Origin of the sequence: Geminicoccus harenae, assembly GCF_019800005.1 — a bacterium.
GTDB classification, from domain to species: Bacteria; Pseudomonadota; Alphaproteobacteria; order Geminicoccales; family Geminicoccaceae; genus Geminicoccus; species Geminicoccus harenae.
The window spans coordinates 132,931-156,067 of record NZ_JABGCL010000005.1; the positions used below are offsets into that span (position 1 = coordinate 132,931).

Genomic DNA, 23,137 nt, shown 5'->3' on the forward strand with positions numbered 1-23,137 from the left:
GGCTTACTTCTTGATCGTGTCGCGGATCTCGTCGATCAGCGACCCGATATCGGCGTCCTTGCGCTTGTCGAACCAGCGCATGAAGGCGCCCACGATCCACCACGCCGGCATGCCCGCCAGGACCTGGAGCGGCGCGGCGATGTACATGATGCCGAATTCCTTGTCCTGGCCGTTGAGCTGGGCAACGGCGATCGCCGACTCGAATAGGCCGGGATACCAGGAGTGCGCGGCGGCGACGAGGATGGGGCCGAAGATGAAGGAGGACAGGAGGGTACAGACCATGCGGCCGAACAGTTCCCGGGTCGATTTCGGCGGCATGACGATGAAGGCGAGGGCCGTGGCGAAGGCGCCGAAAATAAGCTGCGAACCCAGGTACTTCACCAGAGCAAGGCCAGCGACGGAACTGGTGGAGGTAGGTTCCATTATGGATTTTCCGGAGTGAGATTTGGTGTCCATGGCCGAAGCATATGGCTTGTCGGTCAGGCGATACGGACGCGGTTGAGCATCCAGCCGAACAGGAACTTTTTGTTGGCCGGGCGCGATTCGGTGAGGCGGAGATACTTGTCGCCCTGGCTGCTATTGAGGCCGCGCACCAGTACGGTCTGGCCGTCGCGGCCGCGCCACTTCAGGTAGGCATCCAGGGCAGCATAGGTGATCGGGCCGAGCCGGCCGTCCACGAACAGGGTCTGGTAGCGCGAGCCGGTGTCGTTGAGCGCGTTGAGCCAGCGCTGCAGGAACTCGGACGCCTGGGAAGGGCCCATATTCACGCCGGTGTCGATGAGCTCGATGCCCACGGCCTCGTTGATCTGGAGGACCCGGTCGAAGCCTGGCGTGGTGATGTAGCGGTTGCTGTAGATCGCGCGGGCCACGCTCACCGGCAGGTCGCGCATGGCGCCGGTGTAGCCGTAGGCCCGGGCGACGGCGACGGTGATCCCGTAATTGGTCTCGCCGCCGGCGTCGGCGGGGTCGTTGACGTAGCCGCCCTCGGCCTGAAGAACTTCGTCGATGATTTGATCGATGCTGAGCATCGGCTACCCCCATTGAGTTGAGGGTAGTGTCCCGTCACGACGATGCAGCCGCCCGAGTCTTGCGGGACTGGATGATGTCCAGCACGCCGGCCTTGATCCGGTCTGCTGCTTCCACGCCACGAATCTTGGCGACGCAGCCCCTGGGGAAGTTCCCGTCGGCCGGCTGCGCGCCATCTGGGCTGCCGTACAGCCAGCGGTTGCGGCTCTCCTTGGAGTGCAGCCCGTCCAGCACGTAGCGGCACTCGCACTCGTGCCGCCACGCCTCGGAGTAGATATCGACGGGCTCGTCCGACAGCTCGGAGCGGACTTTGATGCCGGTCACGCAGCCCCCGGGACGACGCGACCGACCACCCGCTCGGCGGCAAGCTCCGTCTCGATCATCCGCTCGCGAACCTTGTCGCGCTTGGGCAGCGGCGACCAGGCCAGGTAGAACTCGCCGACGCGGCCTTCCCAGCGGCCCAGCACGGCGATGTGGCCCACGGTCAGCAGCAGGACCTTGGCCCCACGGTCGGGGGGAATCGAGTAGTTCCAGCCGATCTCGCCGGCAGGCGCGGTGATATGGGTCTTCATGCGGCCTCCTGTGCCAGCGGTTGTTGGGCTTGATCGAGACGGTGGTAGGCGTCCCACATGCGCAGGCTTGCCAGCCGGGCGATATCGACGGCGGCGGCCGGGCTGATTGGCTTGGCGTCCCGGTTGGGCGTGGCGCGGCGCAGGCAGGACACCGTCATGAATTCGCCGACCCGACGCGGGTAGCCGTCCTTGTCGAGCAGCAGGATGCCGCTGTTCTGGTTCGGCAGGGCGTCCAGCAGCTCCTGCGTCCAGATTTCCTTGGGCAGCGCGTAGTAGTGCTTCCAGACCTTGTCAGGCCAGTCCTTCGGCGTGTTCTTGTAGCGGCTGCGTCGCGCCCTGCTGAACAACGCGAGGTCATTCGACAGATAGCTATGACGCATCTCTGTCACAGTCGGCCAGTAGCCGATGTGCTCGCGCTTCCACCACTTCTCCTTCTTGGCGTCGGCCTTCAGGTCAGGCCGGCTGATCTTGATCTCGACGTCGATGAGCCGGAGGTTCTCGGTCACCGCGAGCAGGTCGCACTCGTGGCCGGTCCAGTTGCAGTTGGGCACGACGCACAGGTACTTGCGGTTGAAGAACTGCAGGGCCAGCGCGCGGCCGATGCTGTGCTCGGACCATTTCATGCGGCCACCTTCAGGGGGGCGACCTTGGACAGCACGTCGCGCAGCACGGCGGCCTGCTCGAAGCGCTCGGCGCGAATGGCCCGCTCCTTCAGGTCGCCCAGGCGCTTGGCGACGCGCTGCTGGCTGAACCAGCGCCCGCGCAGCTCGCCAATGTCCTCGCGGTGGAACAGCTCGAAGGCGGCGATGTTGCGCAGCGTGCCGCAGGGCAGCAGCACCCACCACATGTTGTTGATGTGGTGCCAGGTCTGGCCGCGCTGCCACCGGCCGTCGAAGTACCGGAAAAAGACGATGTCGCCGTCGCGCACGATCTTGCCGGCGCCGGTCTCCGAGTTGTAGCGCGGCGGGACGCGGGCATACATCTGCGGGCCCTGGAACGCCTCAAGCTCGTCGCGCTCGGCCTTCAGGCGGGCATAGCCCGTGAGCCTCACGTCCAGCTTCAGCGTGCCGCCCAGGCTCTCGATCATCGCGGCGATCGCGCGGCGCGCGGCCTCGTACTGCTTACCGATCAGGTAGGGCATCTTCTGGCGCTTGCTGAAGTCGTAGTAGCCGCCGTTGCGGTTCTCGCGGACGACGTTCTGGAAGAACGTGATCTTGCACGAGCGGCCGGACGCCTCGGTCTTCACCTCCAGCGCGCCCTGGCGGCCGTAGTGGTGGTGCCGCGCCAGGATCGGATAGTTCTTGGCGATCTCCGGATCCCGGTGCATGCCGAAGCCGCGCCGGTTCAGCACCTCCAGGACGCGGTCGCGGAACGCAGCCACGTCCGGGTCCTTGGGGTCGTTCCACCAGCCGCTGATGCTGGTGTCGTACTCGTTGAATTCAGGCAGTGTGGTCATGTTCTTCCCTTAGATTACGATGGTCACGCGCTCTGCGGCGCGGGTCAAAGCCGTGTAACTCCAGCGGCGGGCATTCTCGCGGAACGCCGCGCCCTCATCGAACACCATGACGTCGTCCCATTGGGAGCCTTGCGACTTGTGCGCGGTGATCGCGTAGCCGAAGTCGAATTCTTCGGTGTACATGCGATCGCGCCAGTGCAGCGCTTCCTCGGTGCCGACGAAGAAGTTCTGGTAGACGTTCACGTCGATCGGGCTGTCGAGCATGGGGTCGTCGTCCGACAGGACGGCCATCTCGATGATGCCGCGCTCGTCCGGCTGCCCGGCACGCTTGGCGGTCCAGATGCCGCCGTTGAGCAGTTGCTTGTCGCGCTTGTTGCGCAGGCAGATCAGCCGGTCGTTGCGCTGCGGAAGGTGGCTGGTGAAGCCCTTCAGCTCGCGGATCCGGCCGTTGAAGCCGCGCCGCGTGCGATTGAGGCCCACCAGCACCTGATCGGCCGCCAGCACCTGATCGGCGTCGATGTCGCGGCGCGTGCAGACGCGGCTCTCGCCGTAGTCGCCCAGGCGCAGGCCACGGCCCTCGCGCACGTCGATCGACAGGCGGATGATCGGGTTGTCGGCGGCCTGGCGGTGGATGTCGGTCAGCATCACGTCGGGCTCGCCCTGGGTGAAGAAGCCCGAGCCCTTCACCGGCGGGAGCTGCGCGGGGTCGCCCAGCACCAGGATGCGCGTGCCGAACGACAGCAGGTCGCGCGCCAGTTCCTCATCGACCATCGAGCACTCGTCGATGATCACCAGCTTGGCGCTGCGGACGTTGCTGTCCTCGTTGAGCACGAAGGCCGGCTGGCCGTTCACGTGCTCGTCGAACTTGTAGATCATGCTGTGGATGGTCGAGGCGCCGACGCATCCCTTGCGGCGCATCACCAGGCAGGCCTTGCCGGTGTAGGCGCCGAACAGAACGGTGCCCTTCACCCCTGCCGCCAGTTCGATCGCCAGCGTGGTCTTACCCGTGCCGGCGTAGCCGAACAGCTTGAATACCTGCTTCCCTGTCTTGTCCTTCAGCCATGCGCGCACGGCTTGAAGGGCGCCTTCTTGCTGCGCGCTCCATTCCATAGTTGTTCCTCGGAGAACGGGGCCGACCGGCCCCGCTATTGATCAGGCGGCTTTGTAATTCGACGTGGACTGGAAGACGCTGTTGCGGTCCCATTCTTCCAGCAGGTCGATCGGGTAGAAAATCTTGCCGCCGCGCCGGACGTACTTGGGTCCCTTGCCCTGACTGCGCCAGTTGTCGAGGGTGCGCTTGGAGATCCGCCCGTTGTAGCGCTCCACGACTTCCTGCGTGGAAAGCTCACGCACGCGGGTGGTGGTGTCGTCGGCGGTCATCAGAACACATCCTTTTCTTCAGGCGTCGCGGCCGGAGACTGGTTTGTTTCCGGGACGCTCGCCGCCTGCTCTACGGCTGCTTCTTTGGGTTCTTCTTCCTCCGGCTTGCTCACTTTTTGCGCAGGCTTGCTGTCGGCTTGGGCAGCCTGTTGCGTGTCGCCGGAATTTTCTGCCGTCGATGGAGGCTTTACGGCCTTCTTGGCCGTTACCGGCTTGTCTGCCGATTTCGCGGCCTGTTGCTTGTTGACCACAGCCTTGGCGGCGGCCGTCTCGCTGTCGTCGACGACCTCGGCTTCACCGTCGAGCTTGAAGTAGTCGCTGGCCTTCGCGCCCTCGCGCAGGGCGTTGTAGATGCCCATCAGGTCGCCGAGCTCGTCGACGGTAGTGTCGTCCACCGGGTGCCCGAGGTAGGCCACCAGGTGCTTGTCGTTCACGCCGTACTTGGCAAAGGCCGCCGCCATCTTGATCAGACGCTCGCGCAGCGGGGTCTCGCCGCCGCCGGCAATCGTGCGCTTGCAGACGTCCTGGCCGATGGCGACCATGTGCTTGGGCAGCAGCGCCAGGATGCGACCGCGCATCTGCTTGCTGGCGACGTTGGCGATCCGGTTGTCGATGTCGGTCTGGTCGGTGAGCTTCTTCGGGCCCTGGCTGGTGTCGCGGACGTGGACGACCGTGACCTGGCGCTTGCTGTAGTTGTTGTTCTGCATGTCCCAGGCGAACACCTCGACCTCGCTGCGCCCGTATTCATTGGGACCGGGGCCGGCCGGGATGCGGCTGAGTTCACGGTGTCCGTACTGGAAATTGCCGTAGCAGCGCGCGGCTTCCTCAGCGAAGCGGATGCTGGGGCCGCTGCCACGGTTGGGCACGCTGTAGAACGCCGTCGCCGCGAATTCCGGGCTGTTGCAGGTGTCGGTGAACTCGGCGATCGCCGCCGTCATGCTGCGCGGGAACTTCTTCGCCAGGGTGAGCTGGCCTTGTGCCTCGGCGATCGCGCGGTCGGATTCGATCGCCACCGCGCCGACGTTGCGGCCATCGTGGGCAGCAAGACGGGCGAAGGGGCTGTGCGCGACCGGGGCGCCGTGGTTGATGGTGGCGGGCAGGTTATCCATGAGTTCTCCAGAATGATTTGGTGGATGAAGTATAGTTTGGGTGAGAACCGCCATTGTACTGGAATGGCGGGAAGAATAGGTAACGGCAGGGAATTTTAGGGATTGATCGTGAGTTCCGTGTCGCCGACTTTGGCCACAAAGAGCTGCAGGCCGCTGGCCTCGATCTGCTGGCGGAATTCCTCGTAGGCCTCGCTGTCGAGCAGCTCGATGCCGTCCACGACGCACACCTTCAGGTCGCCGGCGCGCAGCTTGGCGATCTCGACGGCGATCTTGACCTGGCCGGCCGTGTTGATGCGGTCCAGCGGGATGCCGTCGCGGAAAATCTCGCCGTCACGCACCTCCAGGCCCGGGATCGGCAGGTCGGCCAGCAGCTCGGACTTGTAGGCGTTGATGCGCGCCAGGGCCTCGGTATGGCCCTCGGCCTCCTCGATCAGCTCGGACAGCTCGTCCTTCATGGTGGCGATGAAGTCGAGCGCCTGCTGGCGCTTGGCGGCGACGTCGCGATTGGCGCGGATGGCGGACAGCGCCTGATTGAGCGGCTCGGCGGCCGTCTGGAATTTGTCCTTGGTCTTGTCGGTCTGCGTCTGCGCCAGGCCCTCGATGCGCGCGAGCTCGGCGTCCTCGGCCGCCAGGTCCGACGCCAGCTTGTCCTTGATCTTGTCGATCTCGGCCTGGGCGGCGTCGCGCAGGGCCTGCTTCTTGCCGGACGTCTGGGTGCGGATGCCGTCGATCTTGGTGCGGATCCGCTCCAGCTCGGCATCACGGGCCGTGCGCGCCGTCTCGAGCTGGCTGGTCAGCGAATCCTCGTCGCCGTCGACGCCGCCCGGCGCGTCCGGCACAGTCTGGCTGAACTGCGCGATCGAGCCTTCCTTCTCCTTGATGGCCCGGTTCGCGCCGGTGCGCATGTCGTAGACGGTCTTGTGCACGGCATCGATCGCCAGCATGGCGTGCATGCCCTTGGGCAGGTCGCCCACCGCCACGCCGGACACCTCGGCCAGACGCGCCGGGTCCACCTCCAGCGGCAGGCTTTCCAGCAGCGCCTTCACGCGCTCGGCGGGCTTGGCGCGCAGGAAGTCCACCGGGTTGACCGACAGCATGTCGGACAGCGCCTTGATCGACTCCACGGCCTTGGGCTGCTTCTTGCCGTCGCGCAGCAGGTCCGTGATCGAGCCCGAGGCCGAGACACGCCGGCGGATGCTGGTCTGCTCGTCGTCGAGCACCAGGACGATCTCGCCCTTTTCCTCGCCCTTGCGCAGCAGCGTGGCGTCGTGGCCGCCCTTGATCGCTTCCTTGATGGACTCGATGACCGAGGTTTTGCCCTCGCCATTCTTGCCGACGATTTCGTTGAACCCGGTAGCCGGGTCGAATTCGAGATCCTTGATGCCGAGGATATTGGAGATTTTGACGTGTTGGATTTTCATGGTCTTTGGTCGGCTCAATAGCCGTCGTTGCGGTTGTACCAGTAGGGGAGGTCAAGCGGGGTTGCGTCGAAAGCGTGGTCAGGCCAGTGGCCCTCGTTGCGGCACTGCGCGATCAGCAGCAGGTCGCGGCGCGCACGCGCACGGCCCGGCGCCCGGTCGATGTCGCGGAACAGATGCAGGCCCATCGCGAACGGCTCGTCTTTCTCGATGGCCAGGAAGAACCAGTATTTCGGACGCTCGCCATAGAGGTCTTCGAAGATCGGCTCGTAATGTCCGACCTGAACGTCGTAGCGATGCTCGGCCACCGACTTGGCGAACTTGCGCGGACTGGCGCTCTCGGCCGTCTTCACGTCGAGGATGTAGTCGCCGCCGTCCGACAGGAAGTCGGTGCGGCACTTGATGAGCAGCCCGGTTTCCTTGTCCACCGTGTAGAAGGACTGCTCGGCCTTGCCGTTGCGCAGCATGGGGCCGACCACCGGGTGCGCGTGCACCACGTCGCGGATACGCAACACTTTCGCGTAGTCGTCGACCTTCAGGATGATCTTGCCGGCGTGTTCTTCCTCGAACTGCGCCCAGGCGAACTTGTTGGCCGTCGAGCGGCGGTCGTGGTCCAGGCCCTTGATGACGTGATCCGTGAAGCGATCAGGCTCCAGGATGGCCGTGTGCACGGCGTCACCGAAAATCAGCGCCGGCGTCTTTTCCTCCGGCTCGCGCTCCGGGTTCAGGTACTGGTGCCAGTAGTGGCGCGGCGTGCGGTCGAGTTCCGGCGCGATCCAGTCCAGGTGCGACTTCGAGATGCCTGGGCCCGAGTGATATTCCTCGTTCGTGCATTCGACCAAGCCATGCGGCTCAATTTCCATCATTTTCCTCTGGTGGGTGGGTCAAGATGGATGAATTGTGCCTATTTTTTGAGTAAACCTCAATCAGGTTGCACGGTTATTCACGATCTTTATTGTAACTGCACGCAAATGCATAAGTAATAACGGCACCGGATTTGCGCGTTTACTCTTTTTCGGTCAAAATGCGGACTCATCCATTCAATCAAGCCATCAGGCACTCATGAATAGCCACGACCCCAAAGCACTTCCCAATGACCGGACCGACCCGGCCGACGACCAGCGCTTCGACGCCGTGTTCAAGCAAACGCTGTCCGACCTCGAGGCCCGCGCGAAGGCCGTGGGCATGACCTGGAATTCGCTGTGCAAGGAAGCGGGCATTGCGCGCGCCACGCCGGACCGCTGGCGCGCCAACTCGCCCAAGACGGTCGAGCTGGTCACCAAGATGCAGACCATCGTCGCCGAGGCCGAGGCCAACGGCGCAACTCATCAGGCCGCCCGCACGCGCCGGGTGTAAGCACGTGTCCAACATCGTCCTGCGCGACTACCAGCAGAAGGCGGTCGGCGAGATCCGCATCGCCTTCCGCGACCACGGCGTGGTCCTGTTCGTGCTGCCGACCGGCGGCGGCAAGACCTACACGTTCTGCTACATCGGTGACGCTGCCGCCCTGAAGGGCCGGCGCGTAATGATCATCGTGCACCGCAAGGAACTGCTGAAGCAGGCGTCGAAGTCGCTGTCCAAGCTGGGCATCGACCACGGGCTGATCGCGCCGTGGGCCAGCCCCAAGCCGCGCGCCATGGTGCAGGTCGCCAGCGTCGATTCGCTGAATTCGAAACGCGGCCGCGCCATGCTGGCGTCCGGGGTGATCCGGGCCGACCTGCTGATCTTCGACGAAGGCCACCACGTCCAGGCCGACAACAAGTGGGGCGCCGTCTGGTCGGCCATGGGCGAGCCCAAGACCCTGCTGGTTACGGCGTCACCCGGACGGCCGGACTTCCGAGGCATGGGCAAGGGCCATGGCGGCATCGCCGACGTCGTGGTCGAGGGCCCGAGCGTGCCCAAGCTGATCGAGCGCGGCGCGCTGATCAAGCCGCGCGTGTTCGGCAGCACCGAGCTGCCCGACATCGAGGGCGTGAAGCTCAACGCCGAAGGCGACCTCGACGCCAAAGAACTCGCGCACCGCGTGGACAAGCCGCACCTGATCGGCAACGCCGTGAAGGAATACACCGAGGTCTGCCCGGGCACGCGCGCCGTGGCGTTCTGCGTGAACGTCAAGCACGCCATCCACGTGCGCGACGCCTTCAACGCCGCCGGCTATCGGTTCAAGCTGCTGGTCGGCGACAAGGACATGGTGTCCGAGGCCGAGCGCACGCAGATCGTGGACGAGCTCGATCGCGGCGAGATCGACGGCATCTGCACGGTGGACCTGGTGTCCGAGGGCTTCGACTGCCCGGGCTTGGTCACGTGCATCATGCTGCGGCCGACCCATTCCGAGATCGTGTTCCTCCAGCAGGCCGGCCGCGTCATGCGACCCGATGAGGGCAAGGTCGAGGCCTTCCTGCTGGACCACGCCGGCAACGTCGGCCGCTGGGTCGACGGCGACTTCAAGGTCAAGCACGGCTTCCCCAGCGTGGCGCGCGACTGGAGCCAGTGTCTGGTCGGTCGCAAGAAGAAGCCGCGCGGCAGCAAGAAGGAAGTCGAGCCGCTCGCCTACCCCGGCATGACGCAGTGCAAGGGGTGCAAGACCATCTTCGACGTGCTGGAGCTGAAGGAGCAGGGCAAGCCCGACGACAAGTGCCCGACCTGCGGCGAGCCGATCCCTGTGGAGCATCAGGCTGCCCAGCGCATGCCCAAGGTCGTCGAGGGCCGCCTGGGCGAGCTGGATCCGGAGATCGTCGCCCAGCAGAAGAAAGAGGCCTACCGCGAGCAGGGCAAGGCGCAGACCGTCGAGGAACTGCGCCGCAACCTCGGCTACTCGCGCGGCCGCGCCAACCACGTGCTCCAGGCCCGCAAGGAAAAGGAAGCCCTGGTCGACGGGCTGCTCACCGACCTGCGCGCCTGGCGTGACCAGACCGGGCAGAACATCGCCGACGTGTTCGGCGTGGCCACCTTCGAGGTGAAGGCCATGAAGCCCAAGCAATTGCGGGAACTGCGCACCCGGCTGGACGACCATCTGGCCGTCTGGCGCGCCGTCACCGGCGACACCACGCCCGCGCTAGCGCAGGCAACCATCGATTTCTAACCGCCCCGACCGGGCATCATCACACTAAGGGAAGGCATTATGGCCATGACCAAGAAGTACGACCTCGCAGTAAAGACCGGCACCTATCAGAAGGATGGCGAGACCAAGAACCGCTACGAGAACATCGGCGCCGTGTTCCAGGGCGACGACGGCCCGTTCATCGTGCTCAAGCGCTCGTTCAACCCGGCCGGCGTGCCGTTCAAGGAAGGCAGCGACAGCATCATGGTGTCGTGCTTCGCGCCCAAGGACAACAACGGCGGCGGCAATGGCGGCGGCCAGCGCCAGGCGGCACCTGCGCAGCGCCCGGCCCCGGCCCAACGTAGCGACATGGACGACGACATCCCGTTCTGACCATGAGCAGCCCCACCGCCTCCCATGAGGCGGACGGCACCCTGCCGTCTGCCACCGCCATCCTTGGGCGCGCCGCGCAGCACCAGCGAGAGCGTGCCAAGGCCTACGATCAACCCGGCGGCGAGCGCAGCGCCGGCCGCATCGCGGCAGCCTTCAACGCCATCACCGGACGCACTGGCGCGCGCGCCATCAGCGAGGCCGAGGCCTGGCTGTTCCTGCAGGTGCTCAAGCAGGTCCGGCTGTTTTCCGCGCCCGGCTACCACGCGGATTCGGCCGAGGACAACGTCTCCTACGGCTCGCTACTTGCTGAGGCGAAAGCCCGCGAGGCCACCGGCTAACTTTTCAGGGAGACATGATGAACAACGGCAGCGTGAACGATCTGATCTCGTCCAATGATGGGGACTGGCTGCGCTGGAATGGCAGCCAGATCAATCCGCTGCCGCCCGGCACGCTCGTTAAGGTCCGCTTCCCGGACCTCGGCGAGTTCGGCCCCTGGCCAGCGCAGACGCTGCTCTGGGACATGATCGACGAATACAAGGTGGTCCAGAATGGGCGCACGTGAGAACCCGCAGCAGCGGGAATGCTGGCTGGAGATCGGCAAACAGGGCGGCAAGGCCTTCCGCCTGAACTCGGGCAAGGCCTGGGCGGGCAAAGGCCAGCGCCAGCCCGACGGTTCGGTGGTCATCCCCTACCCGCAACACATCACCGTAGGCTTCGGCTACGTGGACAACACGGCGGTGTCCGGCCCCGGCGACCTGTTCGGCTGGCTGCCGGTAACGATCACCCCGGAGATGGTCGGCAAGACCATCCCGGTCGTCTTGAGCGCCGAGGCCAAGCGCCTGGTCGGCGGCACGGTCAGCAAGGACCAGCGCGACTGGATCGAGCTGGTGGATGGCGACGGCGGCATCGCTGGCGTCGTGCGCACGGCCAGTGACGTGCGTGGCCTCATCCACGGCTGGTTTACAAAAATGATGAAACCAACTGCGCCGAAACTCTGATTTGGACGCTATCATTCACGCCTAGTCACGATATTACGTAGCGACTCGCGTCCTCGTCTTTCAGTTTCCGAGTTACACACGGTTATGGGCTCAGGCGGCGGTTAGCTCCCGTCGCTGAAAAGCGGTTCCTGCGGCCGCCTGCCCGCCTTTTTTACACGCGGACTACCCCGGCAGGAGGGAAGCAATATGCTGAACAACACCCGCGCCGTCTCCAACCGGAGCCGGTATGCTGCATGAGACAGAAGTAATCGCTCAGTTCGTCGATGCCATGGCGTCGAACGGCATTCACGTCCAGCCCAGCGACATCATCGCCGACGGTCTCTTTCACCGCGTGCACGTCGCCGGCGACAAGAAGGGCTCCCGCAACGCCTGGTACAAGCTGGTCATCGACGGCCATCCGGCCGGCATGTTCGGCGACAACAAACGCCTGGGCTACCTCACCAAGATCCGCTGGACCGCCAAAGGCGTCGTGCAAATGACGCCCGACGAGCGCATCGCCATGCGCAAGAAGATGCGCGAGGCCCGCGAGGCCAAGGAAGCCGCCGACCGCGAGAAGGAGGCGAAGGCCGCCGCGCGCGCCGTCAAGATTTGGGAAGCGGCCACGCCGGCCGTCGAGCACCCGTATCTGGAGCGCAAGGGCATCCAGGCTCATGGCGCGCGCATCGCGCCGTGGAAATCGGTCAACGCCGACGGCGAGTTCTACACCGTCACCGAGAACGCGCTGGTCCTGCAATTGCGCGACCTGGAAAAGAATACCTGGTCCCTGCAGGGGATCTTCCCCGAGCAGGTCGAGATCGGCGGCGTGCTGCGCGACAAGACCTATCTGTACGGCGGCCGCAAGATCGGCGTGTTCTACACCATCGGCAAGCCGGTCGCGAACACCGTCCTGTTCTGCGAAGGCTTCGCCACCGGCGCCAGCCTGCACGAGGCCACCGGCCACGCCGTGGTGGTGTGCTTCGACACCAGCAACATCGCGCCGGTCGCCCGTATCTTCCGCAACAAGTTCCCCGACTTCACCCTGGTGCTCTGCGCCGACAACGACCGCTGGACCACCCGGCCCGTCGAGAACCCAGGCGTGCACTACGCGCGCGCGGCGGCCAAGGAAGTGAACGGCCGCGTGGCGATCCCGGAGTTCGTGGACATCGGCGGCGAGCCGACCGACTTCAACGACCTGCACGATCTGGAGGGCTTGGCGGCCGTCAAGGCGATCATCGACGCCGTCCTCAACGACGAGCCCAGCGCCGACGACACGCCGCCCTGGGAAGCCGACGACGCCTACGAGCCGCCGGCCGAGGCCAGCCAGGATGCGCCGCCCGCACCGGCGCCCGCAGCGCCCCCCGAGGATCGCGGCCCGGCCGTGCAGGCCTACGACACCGGCGGGCACTTCGTCATGCTCGGCTACGACCACGAGCGCTACTACTTCTTCCAGCACGAGAAGAAGCAGGTCCTGGTCTACACCAAGGGCGACTTCACCGTGTCCGGCCTCATCGCCCTGGCGCCGCTGAACTGGTGGGAGATGGAGTTCCCCAAGAAGGGCGGCGGCGTCGACCGTGACATCGCCATGGACTGGCTCATGCGCGGCTGCAACCGCGCCGGCATCTACGACCCGTCCCGCCTGCGGGGGCGCGGCGCCTGGCCGGACGCCGGCCGCGTCGTGTTCCACCACGGCAGCTACCTGTCGGTCGACGGCGTCACCACCAGCATCACGCACATCAAGTCGCGCTACGTCTACGAGCTCAGCTTCCCGCTGCCCGAGCCGGCCGCCGACGAGCTCACCGACAGCGAAGGCCAGCACCTGCTGGAGGTGGCCAAGATGTTCCGCTGGTCGAAGGCGGGCAGCTCCGCGCTGCTGGCCGGCTGGGTGGCGCTGGCGCCGCTGTGCGGGGCCCTGCGCTGGCGGCCGCACATCTGGATCACCGGCGGCGCAGGATCCGGCAAATCGACCGTGCTGGAGCGCTACGTGCACCCGCTGATGAACGGCATCGAAATCTACGCGCAGGGTAACTCGACCGAGGCCGGCATCCGCCAGACCCTGAAGTCCGACGCCCTGCCGGTGCTGTTCGATGAGAGCGAATCGAACGAGGAAAAGGACGCGCTGCGCGTGCAGAACATCCTGGCGCTGATCCGCCAGGCGTCATCCGAATCCCATGCCCGCACCCTCAAGGGCTCGGCCGGCGGCGACGCCATCGCCTTCCACATCCGTTCGATGTTCTGCTTGGCGTCCATCCAGGTGGCGATCAAGCAGCAGGCCGACGTCGAGCGCATGACCAAGCTGTCGATGAAGGCCAAGCGCGATGACACCAACTTCGCCGAGACCTGGGAGAAGATCGACGGAGCCCTCTACGCGATCGGCCGCGACGAGACCCTGCCGGCGCGCCTGTTCCGCCGTGCCCTGGCCCTGCTGCCGGTCACGCTCAAGAACATCGACACCTTCACCAAGGCGGCCGCGCTCAAGTTCGGCAGCCAGCGCGACGGCGATCAGTACGGCACCATGCTGGCCGGCGCGTGGTCGCTCACCAGCCGCGAGCTGGTCACGCCCGAGCAGGCGGCCAACATGATCGACGAGTACGACTGGTCCGAGCACCTGGAGGGCGCCGACGAGGATGAGGCCTCGCATGCCCTGGCGGCGCTGCTCGAGGCGCACGTCAGGCTCAAGGGCGGCGACACCCTGTCGGTCTGGGAACTGGTGCGCGTGGCTGTGAACAAGTCTGTGGAAGGCGCGGGAAATCTCACGTCGGCGGAGGCCGATGCGGTGCTCCAGCGCTACGGACTGCGCGTGAAGGACGGCCGCCTGCTGATCTCGAACCGCTCGGAGAAGCCCAAGGCCCTCGTGCATGGCACCAAGTACGAGGCCGATCTGCGCGGCGTGCTGCTGCGCGTGCCCGGCGCCACGCGGCACGACAACAAGTCGGAGCGCATCGGCGGCACAACGTCCAAGGTCATCAGCCTGCCGCTGTCGTTCGTCGACGATGAACCGCCGCCGCAGCCGGCCGGCGTGGCGCCGCGCCGTGTCCTGCTCGATGATGATGAGCCGCCGTTCTGATCTGTCGCTGTTACAAAAAAGTTCTCTGGAATTCACGTAAAGTCACGGGAAAGGCGTATAGTTCACTCCATTGCATCAAATTTGATTAAACGAGTGATCGATATGCCTCCCGTCCAACGCTACCAGCTCAAAGCCATCCAGCAACTGCGCACGCTGAATAGCCGTGCCCAGCGGATGCTTAACCCGACCGCCCAGCCGGGCCGCGACACGGCCGCGATCTTCGCTGTCGGCACGGCCGGGGCCAAGCAGGCGGCGCAGCGCGCCGACGGCCAGTGGTTCTACCGGGTCAAGCAGAAGGTGTGGGGCCGCTGGCTGCCCTGCGAAGGCCGCCCCGACCACGCATGGTATGACCCGCGCGCCGGCCGCGCCCGACTTCCGGAGAACTGACATGCTCAAAGACTTTCTGTTCAACCTGCGCGCCAACGCGCCGTACCTGATCGTTCTTCTGGCCGTCCTTGGCTACTTCATCGGCTGGTAAGCCAGCCCGCAACAACCAATAAGCACGGAGACAACCATGCACCCGTTCGTCAACCTGAACACCGCCCTCGCCGGCCGCCTCGAACTGCCCGCCGCCGAGCGCAAGAACCTCGCGCCCAAGGTGGCGATCGGCTCGCAGTGGAAGCCGCGCGAGCGCGAGTTCCTGGATCACCGTGGCGGCATCTACCTGGGCAAGAACCCGGCGATGGACCGCGACGCGATTAACGTGCAGGCCGCCATGCTGCGCCCGTCGCTGTGCGAGTACACGCCCAGGCACCCGAAGCGCCGACCGCGCAAGTGGGTCGAGGCAGGCTGGTGGATGCTGGGCGGCGCGCTGCTCACTGCCCTGGTCGTGCTGTGCTGCGCCATGGCGGCCGTGCCGACCTTCTAACAACCCCGCCCCGGTTCGCCGGGGCAGCACTGAGGAAAGCCATGTGCAAGGAAATCGAACTCGCCCGGAAACACGCCCAGCGCGGGCATAGCTTTTCTTTCACCCGCCAGTTGATTGGCATATCCAACACGAAGCTCCGCCGCCTACTGAAAATGCCTGAAGCCGCCGATATCCAGTTTGTGAATGGCGGCCAAAGCCTCGCGACGAAAAAGCGGCTCGCAGACTTGCATGAACGCCTGCGCGGTAGGGGGTTATCCCTGAGCGACGAGAGCCGCGCCGCAATGGCGCGCGGTGCCGAGAAAGGCCGCGAGAAGCGCTGCACCAAATACACGGCGTTTGGCGTGACAGGGTATCTCCCGGAGCTGGCGAAGCGCTTCGGCGCTGTAAGCCACAAGAGTGTCCGTGCGAGGCTGCAAAAAGGCATGGCAATCGAGGAAGCGTTGACCGCTCCGTACAAGCCAAACCCCCGTGGTGTCATCCCGCCAGCGTTTTTGGAACAGGTGTACAAGCAACGGCGCGCTGCGGCGGCACGCATCTATCCCATCATCGCGAAGCGCCTCCAGCCGACCATGCTGCAATTCCGGTCCTCCGACCACGAGATCGTGGTGACACAGTGCGAACTTTCGCGCATGGCCGTAGATGTCCGCACGAGCGACGGGGTAGTGCTGCACCGTCTGAGGTTCGAAAAGTCTTTCGATAGCGGTGTCCTGTTTGTTTTTAACGATACAACGAAAGGGCTGCTTGACTTCATCGCCTTTGAGCCAGACAGCCCCGCATTGGTCGCAACAGCCTGACAGCCCCGGCTCATGCCTCGCGCGCGGGGCATGGGCAGGCGCTGTGACCTGACCACACAACAAGGAAGGATATGACCACCCCCAAGCCGACCGTGCAGGTGTATCTGCCTGCCCTCAAGGCCGTATCCCGAATGATGGCGAAGGCCGACATCCGCTACTACCTGAACGGCGTGCACGTCGAAGCCACGGCCAAGGAAACTGTCCTGGTCACCACGGACGGCCACCGCCTGCTGGCGACCCGCCGCGAGGCCGAGAACACCATCGACGCGCCTGTCAACTTCATCATCCCTTGCGACGTCGTGAAGCTGATGCTGGCCAACTGCATGGCAGGCGGCAGAAGCCTTAAGAATGCGGCGGTTCGAACCGTGCCTGTCGAACTCCGCGATGGACCCACCGGACAGCGCTGGGCCGCGCCTATGTACCGCTTGGGCAGCGGCTGCTTCGTCGAGTTTGAACCAGTCGCCGGCAAGTTCCCCAACTGGCGCAAGGTCATCCCGAAGAAGATACCGGCGAACGATAAGCCCACGCAGTTCCGGCCGCAGAACCTGGTGGATTTCGAGGACGCAGCGCGCGACCTGGGCAATGTGATGAAGGGCATCTGCGCCATTACGGCCCTGCACGACGGCGAAATGGTGGTCATCCGTACCGCCTACGCCGGCGACACCGGATACTTTGGCGTGATGATGGGCCTGCGGGACTACGACGCCGCGCGCTTCGCTGGCGATCGCCCGGCCTGGCTGGCGTTGCCCAAAGCCGCCACCCCCGAACTGCCGGCCGCCTAACAGCTTCGGCTAATGCCCCGCGCGCGGGGTATCGGCAGGCGCTGTGCCTGATTTTCATAGGAACCAAACCATGTTCAATCGTTCTTCTGCCCTGGCGATCCTGGGCGCCGCCGCCGCAATGTCCAGCCGCGTCCTCTCCGGCATGCACTCCCTCGTCGAGCCGGTTGACCGCGCACCGCGTGACCGCCGCCCGGCGCTGGCCAGCGGCCCGAGCCACATGATGTACGGCATCACCAAGCGCGGCAGCGGCACCGTCGCCCAGGCCAAGCGCGCCGCCCTCAAGTCCCGCAACCGCGCCCGCAACAAGGCCGCGCATCGCGGATAACCGACAGCGCCGGCCCGTCCGGCGCCGCATTGACATGAACGCCAAGCAAGCCAAGCGCATCCGCCAGGCGCTGCGCCGCCACGGTCTGGATCCCAACAGCTCCAGCACCGTGGCCGACGCCAGCCTGCCCGGCATCACCGGCACACAGCGCCTGCAGCCCGACAGCGGCCGCAGCGTCTACCGCCGCCTCAAGCAATTGAACCTCGACCCCAAACAAAAATGAGCCAATCCCAATTCTTCAAGAATGCCCGCGTCTACCGGCTGACCAGCGGCGCGGCCGATCTGTTCGCCGCCCACGACCTCGACGAGCACCTGGCTAAGTTCCGCTTCATCGGCGGCACCAACCTGGAGATGCAGTCTTTGGGCTGGGCGCCGCCCTATGAGGGCCACGACAGCCTGATCCGCCGCGTCGGCGATGCCGTCCTGATGGTGCTGCGCACCAGCAAGAAGCTGCTGCCGACCAGCGTGGTCAACGAGGTGGCCAAGGCCCGCGCCGCCGAGATCGAGGAACAGCAGGGCTACAAGGCCGGCCGCAAGCAGATGAAGGAGATCAAGGAGCGTGTCACCGACGAGCTGCTGCCCAAGGCGTTCAGCGTGAGCCGCGACACCCGCGTGTTGTTCGACCTGGCGCGCGGCTTCCTGGTGATCGACGCCGCGTCCAGTGCCAAGGCCGACGAGGTCATCGGCTGGCTGTCCAAGACCTTCGACCAGTTCCCGCTGGAGAACCTCTACGTGGCCACCAGCCCGGCCCAGGCCATGACCGGCTGGCTGGCCGAGGACGAAGCCCCGGCCAACTTCAGCATCGACCAGGACACCGAGCTGCGCGCGTCTGGCGAAAGCGGCGCGGCGATCCGCTACGTGAAGCACTCGATCGACGCCGAGGATGTCGGCCGGCACATCCAGTCGGGCAAGCAGTGCACGCGCCTGGCGATGACCTGGGCCGACCGGATCTCGTTCGTGCTGGACGAGGGCCTGAACATCAAGCGCATCGCGCCGCTGGATGTGCTGAAGGAAGGCGAGGGCTCCGGCATCGACAAGAACGACGACGAGCGCCGCGACAGCGACCTGGCGTTGTTCGCCGGCGAGTTCGGCAAGCTGATGGCCGAGCTGATCGCCGCCCTGGGTGGCGAGAAGGATCTGAGCGGCATGGGCAGCCAACCCACCGCGTAACCACCCAACCGGTTGCACGGCCCCGAGCCGCCCCACCCCGGGCGGCTTTTTTGCGCCCTTCCCGCCCCGGGTTGCGCCGCCTCGGCCGTCGCCACGCGGGCATCGGGCACCGGCCATCGGCGTAACCCGGTTACAACAGGGCTCGCCTAAGTCATTGATTTATAGGCGTAACCTTGTAACCGTAAAAACAGGTATAGCCGCAGATGGTCCCAAATGTCGCCCAAATGCCATATCGACGACAATTTACCGTAACCGCGTAACCGCAACCACCGCGACCGGTTGCGTTTTCGGTTGCGCGCCTAAGTCTTTGATCTATAAGGAAAATACATCGTCTATATATATAATATAACCATGTAACCATATAGTTATAGTTATAGATACGTACATGCACGCGCACCCACACATGCGCATGCACGCGCACACACACGCATTGGGGTTGTCTGTCTTTTCCGAGTTTTTCCGGTTTCGCGGTTACAACGCACTTTTTCTTAATGAAATCACAGAGTTAGGTGTAACCAAGCCTGCAACCAGACATTTTTGAGCAGTAACTCGGTGACAGCCCCGCCAAGCCACCCCGGGAAGTCACGAGCTGACGTTGAAAAGCAACGCGTCACCACTGGATTTGCCGCACAATGCGCGAATACGGCAGGGTATTCCCGTAGTTACAGAATCGCTCACTGCTATACATCCTGCATTTCTTGTAAGTCTGCTAAAATTTGATCATTGAGGGCAGGCAAGCCCTTGAAATCCTTAGACGATTACCCGCGCATGATCGAATACTTCACCATCGAGGGGTTCGACCGTCAGATGTTCCGGTGCGAACGCCTGCGAGCCTCCCTCTCTACCGAGTCCTGCGCCAACAACTGGAAAGCCGCCAACGACGGCAACGAGAAGCGCGCAGCCTGCCGCTCATGCCCGATCGGCGCATCCCACGCCGGCGAGGAACTCGCATCCTGCTCACCGCTCAAGGGCTCACTCACCTGCGCACGCTGTGCCCGCGCATCGTCGCGTGGCTGGCTGCTCGACAAGCACCTCTGCGTCTCCTGCTGGAACCGCGAGCGCGAGTGGAAGACCGGCAAGAATGCCAAGGGCTCCAAACCCAGCAAGATGCGCCCCCTCGACGCCCGCGCCATCCGCATCAGCGAAGCCGGCGCCGTCCGCATCCTGGCTAGGCCAAGGACCGAACACCCCGAAGAACTCGTGCTGGCCGCGCTGCGCGACAGCAAGGGCACCGTCACGTTCATGCCGAACAAAACCGCCGGGCTTCAGGTCCGGCAAGGATCGCTGTTCTGATGAAGCCCCGCCTGATCTTCCCGTCGGCTGCTGACGAGCCCGCCGAGCTCGAGATTCCCGGACCAAACGACCCCAGCAGGTCCTGGGCATTCACCGACCACGTGTGCCGCGTGTGCTTCTCCAGGATCATGTCCAGCAAGAACCCCGACGGCACCTCCATGTACCGCTGCAGCGGCTGTGGCATCAGCGGCATCAGCAGGTCAGCCGCCGTCATCTGCTCGTGCGGCATGAAGCTGCCACGCACCACCCGCGACGCCGGCATCCGCTGCGTGCGCAACGACGCCGTCACCCCCGAGACTCCCTTTGAGATCGTCGCCCGGCAAGTGGTGACGTGACGGTAGCATCAGGCCATGTCTGGAAAACGCCTATCACCTGAAGAATGGGCCGCCGCTCGCGCCGCATGGGAGAACGAGCCCGCCCTGTCCATTACCGCGCTGGCCGCACGCATTGGCGTGTCCAAGCAGTCCTGCGCCGACCAGGCCAAACGGCACGGCTGGGAGAAGCGCGCCGACCTGCGCGAGCTGGCCATCAAGGCCCACGCGAAGGCCGACAAGGTCGTGCCGCCCAAAGAGGCCGCCCGTCAGCCTGACGGTCAAGGTCTAGACCCTGACCCTGACACGAACCCTGACCCCGACGCTAACGCCGGTAAAAAGCCCGTCACCGAACACCCCGACCCTGTCGATGCCCGCACCGAGATCATCGCCCGCCACCGCCAGGAATGGCGCGCCGCGCGGGTGAACCTCTACACGGCGATCAACAAGAAGGACTTCGAGATGGGCAAGGTCGCCAAGATCACCCTCGAAGGCCTGTCGATCCTCCAGAAGGGCGAGCGCGCCGCCTGGGGTCTGGACGCCATCGATCCCGAGAAACAAGCGCCGGTGGTCGTCATCGAGCGCGGGTGACGCCTTGTCGCTCACATTCCAGCCAATCCGAGGGACAACCGCTGTTGTCTCTCATTTCCACCAGCCGAGGCCCCCTTGTCCGTCATCAACCTGGTAACCGACCCCGCGCCACCGCAGCTCGTCTTCCGGCCCATCGACACTCTGGCGGTCTACGCCAAGAACGCCCGCACCCATTCCCGCGCCCAGATCGAGCAGCTCGCCCGCTCGATCGACGCCTTTGGCTGGACCAACGCCGTGCTGGCCGACGACGCTGGCATCGTGGCGGGTCACGGCCGCGTGGAGGCCGCCAAGCTGCTGTACAAGCAGGGCAAGGTGCTGCGCTTCCCCAACGGCGCCAAGATCCCCGATGGCATGGTGCCGGTGGTGCCGTGCGATGGCTGGGATGATGACAAGCGGCGCGCCTACATCCTGGCCGACAACCGCCTGGCGCTCGACGCCGGCTGGGACATGGACATCCTGCGCGATGAGGTCCTGGTGCTGCAGGGCGAGGGCTTCGATCTCGATCTGCTGGGCTTCAGCGACCAGGAGCTGCACGACCTGCTCGAGGTGCCCGAGCTCGCGCCCGAGGCCGACCCCGACGCAGTGCCCGACGCGCCCGAGGACCCGCACAGCCAGCCTGGCGACATCTGGGTCATGGGCCCGCACCGCGTCATCTGCGGGTCGTCGCTGGAGCAGGACACCTGGGACGCGCTGATGTCCGGCGAGCGCGCCGACCTGGCGTTCACCGACCCGCCCTACAACGTGGACGTCGGCCGCAAGAACCGGCTCATGGACACCGTGGACGGCGGCGGGCGCGCCAAGAGCGGCGCCATCAAGAACGACAAGATGAGCGCCGCCGAGTTCGGCGAGTTCCTGCGCGACGCCTACCTGGGCCTGTTCTCGGCGCTCAAGCCGGGCTCGCCGGTCTACGTGGCGCACTCGGACACCGCCGGCGGCCAGTTCCGCCAGGAGTTCGAGGCGGCGGGCTTTCACTTCAGCCAGACCGTGATCTGGCGCAAGAACGTGCACGTGCTGGGGCTGGCCGACTTCCAGCCGATCCACGAGCCGATCCTCTATGGCTGGAAGCCGGGCGCCAAGCACCGCTGGTATGGCGGACGCAAGCGCACCACGGTGGTCGATCTGGGCGAGGGCGGGCCGATCACCAGGCTGCCCGACGGCCGCTGGCAGATCGCCGTGGGCGACGCCGTCATGATCGTGGACGGCCAGGCCACGGTCGAGCAGCACCCGTCGGGCATGATCCACGAGGCCAAGCCGCCCGCCAGCAAGCTGCACCCGACGCAAAAGCCGGTGGCGCTGGTCGAGCGCCTGCTGCGGCACTCGGGCCGCCGTGGCGACCTGGTGGTCGATGGCTTCGGCGGATCCGGCTCGACGCTGATCGCCGCCGATCAGGCCGGCATGGAAGCGCGCCTGGTGGAGCTCGACCCGAAGTTCGTCGACGTCATCGTGCGCCGCTGGCAGGACTTCACCGGCCGGCGCGCGGTGCACGCGGCGAGCGGCCAGCCGTTCCCGGAGCCGCCCAAGGGGGCGTGACCGGATACATAGTCTTTTGCCGGTATGGCCTAAGCCCATGGGAGGCCATGGTTTTTTTCGTGGGCGCGACGGCCCGGGCGCAGGTCGGGCGCAGCACCCGCGCGGCATCAATCTGTGCGATAATCGAATTTGATTAACTCAACCGGGCTCGCGCGCTGGGCGTCGTGACCGCCCCTTTCCCTGATGAGCCAGATCCTCTTTGGAGACTGCCGCGACATCCTGCGTGGCGTCGCGATGCCCGATTCCCTCGCCAGCAGCTTTATGTCATAGATCAAGCCGAGCATGAGATCTGCGTCGAAGTAGCCGCAGTTTACAACAGTGCGCACCGTGATGTTGCCAGGTCGGAGATTGATGGCGTGAACGTCGGCGATTTTCTCGATGATCTTTCGGGGCTCAGCTTTCTTCACGCCTTCAATCCTTACTCTGAGAAGTGCGCCGTTCATGATATTGACGAGGCCCCGGCTATCCGGCGCAAGAACCTAGAGGCGATACTTCTCGCTGCGACAACGAACGGCATCGATTCGCTCTGGATCGGCCGTGACCTCGGTTATCGCGGGGGAAGGCGAACCGGGCTTCCTCTGACAGACGAGGCCCATTTACCATCCCATGCTGCGATCTTCGGCTGCACCTCTCTCTCCCGTGCGACGAAAGGGCCAATGGTAGCGGAGCGCACCGCGACAATCATTTGGCGCATGCTGGAGAGTATCGGGCGCCCCGTGTTCCTGTGGAACGTGTTTCCCCTTCATCCCCACGAGGAAGGCGACCCCCTTTCCAACAGATGCCACACAAGGGCGGAGCGCCAGGCTTGCAGGAGCCTGCTGGTATGGCTCCTACGGACTTTGAACCCGCGGCATGTGGTTGCGATCGGGAAGGATGCGCAAAGCGCGTTAGCGGACCTCGATATCCCCGCTGTCAGCGTGAGACACCCAAGCTACGGCGGGCAGACCGAGTTCATCACCGGGATCGCGACGCTTTACAAACTGCCGGAAGCCAGACGCGAGAGCCGGCAACTGTCTCTGTCGCTAACCTGAAACTCAA

29 protein-coding genes and 1 pseudogene are annotated in these 23,137 nt (G+C 65.0%); 19 read left to right on the top strand and 11 right to left on the bottom strand.

Annotation, left to right across the window (positions count from 1 at the left end; translation table 11 throughout):
* Window positions 1-3 precede the first annotated feature (3 nt).
* From HLA95_RS05865 to HLA95_RS05915, 11 genes and pseudogenes are all read right to left on the bottom strand, one after another.
* A complete protein-coding gene (locus HLA95_RS05865) occupies window positions 4-423 on the bottom strand; it encodes a hypothetical protein (RefSeq protein WP_191058452.1) in 420 nt (139 codons plus the stop codon).
* Window positions 424-479: 56 nt separating this feature from the next.
* A complete protein-coding gene (locus tag HLA95_RS05870) occupies window positions 480-1,028 on the bottom strand; it encodes a glycoside hydrolase family 108 protein (RefSeq protein ID WP_191058450.1) in 549 nt (182 codons plus the stop codon).
* A gap of 34 nt (window positions 1,029-1,062) precedes the next feature.
* On the bottom strand, window positions 1,063-1,350 hold the full coding sequence (locus tag HLA95_RS05875; RefSeq protein WP_191058449.1) for a DUF7696 family protein: 288 nt from the start codon (window positions 1,348-1,350) through the stop codon (window positions 1,063-1,065).
* The gene (locus HLA95_RS05880; protein WP_191058448.1) at window positions 1,347-1,598 is read right to left on the bottom strand and encodes a hypothetical protein; all 252 of its coding nucleotides are present in this window, start codon (window positions 1,596-1,598) and stop codon (window positions 1,347-1,349) included. Before HLA95_RS05880 ends, HLA95_RS05875 begins: the two co-directional genes overlap by 4 nt.
* Window positions 1,595-2,221, bottom strand: a complete 627-nt coding sequence (locus tag HLA95_RS05885) for a hypothetical protein (RefSeq protein WP_191058447.1) — start codon at window positions 2,219-2,221, stop codon at window positions 1,595-1,597. The genes HLA95_RS05880 and HLA95_RS05885 overlap by 4 nt, the downstream gene beginning before the upstream one ends.
* Window positions 2,218-3,054 carry a UvrB/UvrC motif-containing protein gene (locus tag HLA95_RS05890; protein WP_191058446.1) on the bottom strand — a complete coding sequence of 279 codons (837 nt, stop codon included), beginning with the start codon at window positions 3,052-3,054 and terminating at the stop codon, window positions 2,218-2,220. The genes HLA95_RS05885 and HLA95_RS05890 overlap by 4 nt, the downstream gene beginning before the upstream one ends.
* Before the next feature lie 9 nt (window positions 3,055-3,063).
* Complete coding sequence (locus tag HLA95_RS05895) at window positions 3,064-4,164, bottom strand: ATP-dependent DNA helicase (protein ID WP_191058445.1); 1,101 nt, start codon at window positions 4,162-4,164, stop codon at window positions 3,064-3,066.
* A 42-nt stretch (window positions 4,165-4,206) separates the two neighbouring features.
* Window positions 4,207-4,434 (bottom strand): helix-turn-helix transcriptional regulator, encoded by a 228-nt coding sequence (locus tag HLA95_RS05900; protein ID WP_159711589.1) that lies wholly within the window; start codon window positions 4,432-4,434, stop codon window positions 4,207-4,209.
* Complete coding sequence (locus tag HLA95_RS05905; protein ID WP_191058444.1) at window positions 4,434-5,543, bottom strand: hypothetical protein; 1,110 nt, start codon at window positions 5,541-5,543, stop codon at window positions 4,434-4,436. Before HLA95_RS05905 ends, HLA95_RS05900 begins: the two co-directional genes overlap by 1 nt.
* A gap of 1,178 nt (window positions 5,544-6,721) precedes the next feature.
* Window positions 6,722-6,964: pseudogene (locus HLA95_RS29805) on the bottom strand (AAA family ATPase); the annotation flags it as partial.
* 14 nt (window positions 6,965-6,978) lie between these two features.
* Complete coding sequence (locus HLA95_RS05915) at window positions 6,979-7,824, bottom strand: PD-(D/E)XK nuclease-like domain-containing protein (RefSeq protein ID WP_222182766.1); 846 nt, start codon at window positions 7,822-7,824, stop codon at window positions 6,979-6,981.
* Window positions 7,825-8,023: 199 nt separating this feature from the next.
* On the opposite strand from HLA95_RS05915, the gene HLA95_RS05920 reads away from it, so the two are divergent.
* The 19 genes from HLA95_RS05920 (at window position 8,024) to HLA95_RS06010 (ending at window position 23,130) form a co-directional block, all read left to right on the top strand.
* The gene (locus HLA95_RS05920) at window positions 8,024-8,317 is read left to right on the top strand and encodes a helix-turn-helix domain-containing protein (RefSeq protein ID WP_191058441.1); all 294 of its coding nucleotides are present in this window, start codon (window positions 8,024-8,026) and stop codon (window positions 8,315-8,317) included.
* Window positions 8,318-8,321: 4 nt separating this feature from the next.
* Window positions 8,322-10,043, top strand: coding sequence for a DEAD/DEAH box helicase (locus HLA95_RS05925; protein ID WP_191058440.1), 1,722 nt, complete (start codon window positions 8,322-8,324; stop codon window positions 10,041-10,043).
* Between the two features lie 39 nt (window positions 10,044-10,082).
* Window positions 10,083-10,394, top strand: coding sequence for a hypothetical protein (locus HLA95_RS05930; protein WP_191058439.1), 312 nt, complete (start codon window positions 10,083-10,085; stop codon window positions 10,392-10,394).
* A gap of 2 nt (window positions 10,395-10,396) precedes the next feature.
* Window positions 10,397-10,732: a hypothetical protein gene (locus HLA95_RS05935; RefSeq protein WP_222182768.1), complete on the top strand. Its 336-nt coding sequence runs from the start codon at window positions 10,397-10,399 to the stop codon at window positions 10,730-10,732.
* A gap of 17 nt (window positions 10,733-10,749) precedes the next feature.
* Complete coding sequence (locus HLA95_RS05940) at window positions 10,750-10,956, top strand: hypothetical protein (RefSeq protein WP_191058438.1); 207 nt, start codon at window positions 10,750-10,752, stop codon at window positions 10,954-10,956.
* The gene (locus HLA95_RS05945) at window positions 10,943-11,392 is read left to right on the top strand and encodes a hypothetical protein (RefSeq protein WP_191058437.1); all 450 of its coding nucleotides are present in this window, start codon (window positions 10,943-10,945) and stop codon (window positions 11,390-11,392) included. The genes HLA95_RS05940 and HLA95_RS05945 overlap by 14 nt, the downstream gene beginning before the upstream one ends.
* A 226-nt stretch (window positions 11,393-11,618) precedes the next feature.
* Window positions 11,619-14,435 carry a toprim domain-containing protein gene (locus tag HLA95_RS05950; protein ID WP_222182770.1) on the top strand — a complete coding sequence of 939 codons (2,817 nt, stop codon included), beginning with the start codon at window positions 11,619-11,621 and terminating at the stop codon, window positions 14,433-14,435.
* A 102-nt stretch (window positions 14,436-14,537) separates the two neighbouring features.
* A complete protein-coding gene (locus tag HLA95_RS05955) occupies window positions 14,538-14,822 on the top strand; it encodes a hypothetical protein (protein ID WP_222182772.1) in 285 nt (94 codons plus the stop codon).
* A gap of 127 nt (window positions 14,823-14,949) precedes the next feature.
* A complete protein-coding gene (locus HLA95_RS05960) occupies window positions 14,950-15,303 on the top strand; it encodes a hypothetical protein (protein WP_191058014.1) in 354 nt (117 codons plus the stop codon).
* Between the two features lie 41 nt (window positions 15,304-15,344).
* Window positions 15,345-16,097: a hypothetical protein gene (locus tag HLA95_RS05965; RefSeq protein WP_191058013.1), complete on the top strand. Its 753-nt coding sequence runs from the start codon at window positions 15,345-15,347 to the stop codon at window positions 16,095-16,097.
* A gap of 71 nt (window positions 16,098-16,168) precedes the next feature.
* The gene (locus tag HLA95_RS05970; protein WP_191058012.1) at window positions 16,169-16,879 is read left to right on the top strand and encodes a DNA polymerase III subunit beta family protein; all 711 of its coding nucleotides are present in this window, start codon (window positions 16,169-16,171) and stop codon (window positions 16,877-16,879) included.
* A 70-nt stretch (window positions 16,880-16,949) separates the two neighbouring features.
* Window positions 16,950-17,204, top strand: coding sequence for a hypothetical protein (locus tag HLA95_RS05975; protein WP_191058011.1), 255 nt, complete (start codon window positions 16,950-16,952; stop codon window positions 17,202-17,204).
* A 34-nt stretch (window positions 17,205-17,238) separates the two neighbouring features.
* Window positions 17,239-17,427: a hypothetical protein gene (locus HLA95_RS05980; protein ID WP_191058010.1), complete on the top strand. Its 189-nt coding sequence runs from the start codon at window positions 17,239-17,241 to the stop codon at window positions 17,425-17,427.
* Entirely contained in the window at window positions 17,424-18,374 is a 951-nt protein-coding gene (locus tag HLA95_RS05985; RefSeq protein ID WP_191058009.1) for a recombination-associated protein RdgC, read from the top strand. Before HLA95_RS05980 ends, HLA95_RS05985 begins: the two co-directional genes overlap by 4 nt.
* Before the next feature lie 768 nt (window positions 18,375-19,142).
* Entirely contained in the window at window positions 19,143-19,667 is a 525-nt protein-coding gene (locus tag HLA95_RS05990; protein ID WP_191058008.1) for a hypothetical protein, read from the top strand.
* Window positions 19,667-20,002: a hypothetical protein gene (locus HLA95_RS05995; protein WP_191058007.1), complete on the top strand. Its 336-nt coding sequence runs from the start codon at window positions 19,667-19,669 to the stop codon at window positions 20,000-20,002. Before HLA95_RS05990 ends, HLA95_RS05995 begins: the two co-directional genes overlap by 1 nt.
* A gap of 15 nt (window positions 20,003-20,017) precedes the next feature.
* Window positions 20,018-20,569, top strand: a complete 552-nt coding sequence (locus HLA95_RS06000; RefSeq protein ID WP_191058006.1) for a hypothetical protein — start codon at window positions 20,018-20,020, stop codon at window positions 20,567-20,569.
* Between the two features lie 75 nt (window positions 20,570-20,644).
* Window positions 20,645-22,099 (top strand): site-specific DNA-methyltransferase, encoded by a 1,455-nt coding sequence (locus HLA95_RS06005; protein WP_191058005.1) that lies wholly within the window; start codon window positions 20,645-20,647, stop codon window positions 22,097-22,099.
* A gap of 356 nt (window positions 22,100-22,455) precedes the next feature.
* On the top strand, window positions 22,456-23,130 hold the full coding sequence (locus HLA95_RS06010; protein ID WP_191058004.1) for a uracil-DNA glycosylase: 675 nt from the start codon (window positions 22,456-22,458) through the stop codon (window positions 23,128-23,130).
* Window positions 23,131-23,137 lie beyond the last annotated feature (7 nt).

Excerpts from the sequence above, each read along its gene's own strand:
- HLA95_RS05865 (WP_191058452.1), bottom strand. The coding sequence starts at position 423 with ATGGAACCTACCTCCACCAGTTCCGTCGCTGGCCTTGCTCTGGTGAAG.
- HLA95_RS05870 (WP_191058450.1), bottom strand. The coding sequence starts at position 1,028 with ATGCTCAGCATCGATCAAATCATCGACGAAGTTCTTCAGGCCGAGGGC.
- HLA95_RS05880 (WP_191058448.1), bottom strand. The coding sequence starts at position 1,598 with ATGAAGACCCATATCACCGCGCCTGCCGGCGAGATCGGCTGGAACTAC.
- HLA95_RS05885 (WP_191058447.1), bottom strand. The coding sequence starts at position 2,221 with ATGAAATGGTCCGAGCACAGCATCGGCCGCGCGCTGGCCCTGCAGTTC.
- HLA95_RS05890 (WP_191058446.1), bottom strand. The coding sequence starts at position 3,054 with ATGACCACACTGCCTGAATTCAACGAGTACGACACCAGCATCAGCGGC.
- HLA95_RS05895 (WP_191058445.1), bottom strand. The coding sequence starts at position 4,164 with ATGGAATGGAGCGCGCAGCAAGAAGGCGCCCTTCAAGCCGTGCGCGCA.
- HLA95_RS05900 (WP_159711589.1), bottom strand. The coding sequence starts at position 4,434 with ATGACCGCCGACGACACCACCACCCGCGTGCGTGAGCTTTCCACGCAG.
- HLA95_RS05905 (WP_191058444.1), bottom strand. The coding sequence starts at position 5,543 with ATGGATAACCTGCCCGCCACCATCAACCACGGCGCCCCGGTCGCGCAC.
- HLA95_RS05915 (WP_222182766.1), bottom strand. The coding sequence starts at position 7,824 with ATGGAAATTGAGCCGCATGGCTTGGTCGAATGCACGAACGAGGAATAT.
- HLA95_RS05920 (WP_191058441.1), top strand. The coding sequence starts at position 8,024 with ATGAATAGCCACGACCCCAAAGCACTTCCCAATGACCGGACCGACCCG.
- HLA95_RS05930 (WP_191058439.1), top strand. The coding sequence starts at position 10,083 with ATGGCCATGACCAAGAAGTACGACCTCGCAGTAAAGACCGGCACCTAT.
- HLA95_RS05935 (WP_222182768.1), top strand. The coding sequence starts at position 10,397 with ATGAGCAGCCCCACCGCCTCCCATGAGGCGGACGGCACCCTGCCGTCT.
- HLA95_RS05940 (WP_191058438.1), top strand. The coding sequence starts at position 10,750 with ATGAACAACGGCAGCGTGAACGATCTGATCTCGTCCAATGATGGGGAC.
- HLA95_RS05945 (WP_191058437.1), top strand. The coding sequence starts at position 10,943 with ATGGGCGCACGTGAGAACCCGCAGCAGCGGGAATGCTGGCTGGAGATC.
- HLA95_RS05950 (WP_222182770.1), top strand. The coding sequence starts at position 11,619 with ATGCTGCATGAGACAGAAGTAATCGCTCAGTTCGTCGATGCCATGGCG.
- HLA95_RS05955 (WP_222182772.1), top strand. The coding sequence starts at position 14,538 with ATGCCTCCCGTCCAACGCTACCAGCTCAAAGCCATCCAGCAACTGCGC.
- HLA95_RS05960 (WP_191058014.1), top strand. The coding sequence starts at position 14,950 with ATGCACCCGTTCGTCAACCTGAACACCGCCCTCGCCGGCCGCCTCGAA.
- HLA95_RS05965 (WP_191058013.1), top strand. The coding sequence starts at position 15,345 with ATGTGCAAGGAAATCGAACTCGCCCGGAAACACGCCCAGCGCGGGCAT.
- HLA95_RS05970 (WP_191058012.1), top strand. The coding sequence starts at position 16,169 with ATGACCACCCCCAAGCCGACCGTGCAGGTGTATCTGCCTGCCCTCAAG.
- HLA95_RS05975 (WP_191058011.1), top strand. The coding sequence starts at position 16,950 with ATGTTCAATCGTTCTTCTGCCCTGGCGATCCTGGGCGCCGCCGCCGCA.
- HLA95_RS05980 (WP_191058010.1), top strand. The coding sequence starts at position 17,239 with ATGAACGCCAAGCAAGCCAAGCGCATCCGCCAGGCGCTGCGCCGCCAC.
- HLA95_RS05985 (WP_191058009.1), top strand. The coding sequence starts at position 17,424 with ATGAGCCAATCCCAATTCTTCAAGAATGCCCGCGTCTACCGGCTGACC.
- HLA95_RS05990 (WP_191058008.1), top strand. The coding sequence starts at position 19,143 with ATGATCGAATACTTCACCATCGAGGGGTTCGACCGTCAGATGTTCCGG.
- HLA95_RS05995 (WP_191058007.1), top strand. The coding sequence starts at position 19,667 with ATGAAGCCCCGCCTGATCTTCCCGTCGGCTGCTGACGAGCCCGCCGAG.
- HLA95_RS06000 (WP_191058006.1), top strand. The coding sequence starts at position 20,018 with ATGTCTGGAAAACGCCTATCACCTGAAGAATGGGCCGCCGCTCGCGCC.